This window comes from Flavihumibacter sp. CACIAM 22H1 (assembly GCF_001601815.1).
Classification (GTDB): Bacteria; Bacteroidota; Bacteroidia; order Chitinophagales; family Chitinophagaceae; genus Flavihumibacter.
On the sequence record NZ_LUKG01000015.1, the window covers coordinates 9,942 to 13,326 of the forward strand.

The following is a 3,385-nucleotide window of genomic DNA, read 5'->3' on the forward strand; positions in this document are numbered from 1 at the left end:
TATCAAAGCCTGTTGAACGAATCCCTTGTCCGGCTGCCTGAAGCTTCCACCTGAATCGTGGAAATGGATTGTCAATACCAATCGGATCCCGAAGGTATTCAACTTCCATTGAACTAACGTCAACGCTTAAACGATTTAAACCATCCTGTACTGTGCTGGTTTGGGCAAAAATTTGCTCATCCTGGAGCAAAATGCAAAGGCTTACTACTAAAAAAATACGGTTTATATGGCTCATCTGATAAATTTAAGGAAACCTTCAGGTTTTAATGATTTCCTTTGCAGCATGACACGTAGAAAAACTGGAAAGCCAACCCCTTTTTACCAGTATAGCTTCCTATTGCTATGCACATTATTGATCGTTTTGACGGGCGCTTCACAAAGCCCGGATGGTGACAGAATTAAAATTTCAGGAATCATTAAAGATGCAAAAGGAAGCCCTGTTAGCGCAGCTTCCGTAACAGCCCTTACAGCAATCCGGAAAGAGGGCGCAGCCCCCGATACTATTTCCAATATTTCCATGACAGACCAGGATGGCCGTTTTGTAATTACGGTTCCAAGAGGCATCCGCACTATTGTGCAGATCAGCGCAGTAGGATTTGGAATTGAAGAAAGACCGGTAAATATTTTAAATAACCTGAATGAATATGCGCTGGGTGATATCAGCTTATCAACCGAAGCGTCTAACCTGGCAACGGTAGTTGTTACAGCGCGGAAGCCGCTTATGACCATGGGGGTAGATCGGCGTATCTTCAATGCAGATGCAGCCATCACCAGTAAAGGAGGTAATGCGGTAGACCTTATGCGCCAGATCCCTTCTCTTTCGGTAGATGTGAACGGAAGCATTTCACTTCGAAACAGTTCTCCCCAGATATTTGTAAACGGGCGGCCAACGATTCTGACGCTTGAACAGATACCTTCCGATGATATTGACCGGGTAGAAGTAATTACCAATCCTTCTGCCAAATATGATGCGGGCAGTACCGGCGGTATCATAAATATTATCCTCAAGAAAAATCGTAAAGGAGGTTTAAACGGGGTGGCTACTATTGGTGCAGGTACGCCGGAGCTATTGAACGGCGGACTCAGCTTAAACTACCGCAAAAACAAAGTGAACCTGTTTGCCAGCGGAAACTACAATCAATCGGGAGGCGTTGCGGAAGGAGAAGCCTATCGCGAAAATAAAAGCCAGGGAATCATCACCGATTATTTTAACCAACGCACAGACAGGGATAGAAAACGTCGCTTCTCCTCGGTTCGCTTTGGAATGGATTATGACTGGAATGATTTTAACAGCATTTCATTTTCACAGGGTTTTGTAAAAGGTGAATTCGACAACGATGAAATTCAGAAGCAGCGTTACTTTAATGCTTCGGGGCAGCCGACGCAAACCGGCGATCGTTTCTCTACCGATAATTTTGGATTTAACCGGGCCAATACACAGTTGAACTATCGCCGTACCTATGCGAAACCCGAAAAAGAATGGACCGCTGATATAACATTTAATACGGGCACCAACAGCGGCAATGGTACTATTGAGAACTATTTCTACAATACCAACGGCCAATTGATCGGCACCCCCAATACGGTGCTGAATACATCCAGCGGCAATGGTACCCAGCTAACCATTCAAACAGATTATGTAAACCCGCTTTCAGAAAACAGTAAGCTGGAATTTGGCGCCAGGTCCTATCATAATTATTCAAAGGATAAACTGGATGTGTTTTCACTGCAAAACGGCACTACCAGCAAACTACCGCTTAGCAATAATTACAGTTTCCAGGAAATGGTGAACGCCGTCTACGGGAACTATTCCAACAAAATCGGTAAGCTCTTGTACCAAGCCGGCCTGCGTGTAGAGCAATCGAGCTTTAAAGGCGAATTAATTGACAGCGCCCGGAAATTCGGGTACGATTATCCTTCCAAAGGGGCTGACCTGATGAATGCGTTTTTTCCCAGCTTATACCTGACCTATTCGGTAAAAGACGGCAGTGATATACAGCTGAATTTTTCCCGGAGAATTCGTCGTCCTAATTTTTGGCAGATCAACCCTTATGTAGATATTACCGACCCCCTGAATATCCGGAAAGGTAACCCCGAACTGCGGCCAGAGTTTACCAATTCCTTTGAACTGAATTTCAATAGAACCTATAGTTCAGGAAATGTGTTGGTATCCAGTTATTTCAGGAATAATACGGAAGATATCACCATGTACAGTGATACGCTCACTACCGCTGAATACCAAGCGCTTGGAAATGCGGCTATCGATCCGAATGCAATATTAAATACCTTCATTAATGCCGACCGAACCAATCGGATGGGCCTGGAAGTTACCTGGCAACAAAGGGTCGGAAAAAACTTTGATTTTACACCCAATTTCAATGCACAGTACCGCGATGTAAAAGCCGCCGTAAACGGCCTGAACCTTAATAATACCGGGTTTAACTGGAGTTCTAAACTAATGATGAACTATAAAATCATTAACCCGGATAAAAAATTCCTGAATAATTTTTCTTTCCAGTTATCGGGCGAATACGAATCTCCCCGGGTAATGCCACAGGGTAAAACCAATGAGCAGTATTATATGGATTTTGCGATCCGGAAGGATTTTTTGAAAAACAATGCAGGCACCCTTACATTCAATGTAAACGATGTGTTTAACAGCCGCCGCTTTGGCAGTATCACAGATACGGAAAATTTTTACCAGGATTCTTACCGGCGCTGGAATGTTCGGACCCTGCGTTTAACCTTCAGTTATCGATTTGGAAGAACAGAGCTGGATTTGTTCAAACGCAAGTCGGGCGACCGTTCCGGGGGAAATGAGGTGGGAGAAGGATAAAATGTTGAAAACTTTGTTTTCTGGTTCCGACTTATCAACTTATTTTGGGATATATATGGATCATCCCTATTCCACTCTCCAAACCATTTATTCGATCGTAAAGGACGACCCCGATCCTACGAGTTATCCCTGTAAACCTGCGCAAATTATTGTGCGTCAGTTTCTTCCGTGGGATACAATCCTGGAGCATATTCACCAATTAGCCAAACAGGGGCTGGTGGATCTGCACCAGCAGGAACGCTTTACCCTGGTTAAAATTACCGCAGCTGGTTTTGCGCTCTGTAAATCCGGAGGTACTGCAGCATCGGTTAATTTCAGTCTTTAATTCAGAATACATTTTCCAGGGTTAGCCCATAATTAAACAGCAGGTTTTCCGACTGAATAAAATTGAGTTTATTATAGGTTAACCCTACGGTAAGGCTCAGCCATTTTTTCAGGTGAAAAGATACTGTATTGGTAGTACGTATGATATAGTCTTCTTTATCCGATAAGGAATGCTGCAGAAAATGTAACACCATCAATCGTTATCAATTCATGTAGTTTAAAACC

4 protein-coding genes are annotated in these 3,385 nt (G+C 43.5%); 2 read left to right on the forward strand and 2 right to left on the reverse strand.

Translation table 11 applies throughout. The features are described from left to right. Nucleotides 1-235, reverse strand: a 235-nt coding sequence (locus tag A1D16_RS06500) for a hypothetical protein (protein WP_290708498.1), incomplete at its 3' end; no start/stop codon positions are given. Nucleotides 236-283: 48 nt separating this feature from the next. Between A1D16_RS06500 and A1D16_RS06505 the strand changes: the two genes are divergently transcribed. Continuing rightward, nucleotides 284-2,836: a TonB-dependent receptor gene (locus A1D16_RS06505; RefSeq protein ID WP_290708499.1), complete on the forward strand. Its 2,553-nt coding sequence runs from the start codon at nucleotides 284-286 to the stop codon at nucleotides 2,834-2,836. 55 nt (nucleotides 2,837-2,891) lie between these two features. Further along, nucleotides 2,892-3,161 (forward strand): hypothetical protein, encoded by a 270-nt coding sequence (locus A1D16_RS06510; protein WP_290708500.1) that lies wholly within the window; start codon nucleotides 2,892-2,894, stop codon nucleotides 3,159-3,161. Nucleotide 3,162: 1 nt separating this feature from the next. Here the strand turns inward: A1D16_RS06510 and A1D16_RS06515 are convergent, their stop codons facing one another. Further along, nucleotides 3,163-3,357, reverse strand: a complete 195-nt coding sequence (locus A1D16_RS06515) for a hypothetical protein (protein WP_290708501.1) — start codon at nucleotides 3,355-3,357, stop codon at nucleotides 3,163-3,165. Nucleotides 3,358-3,385 lie beyond the last annotated feature (28 nt).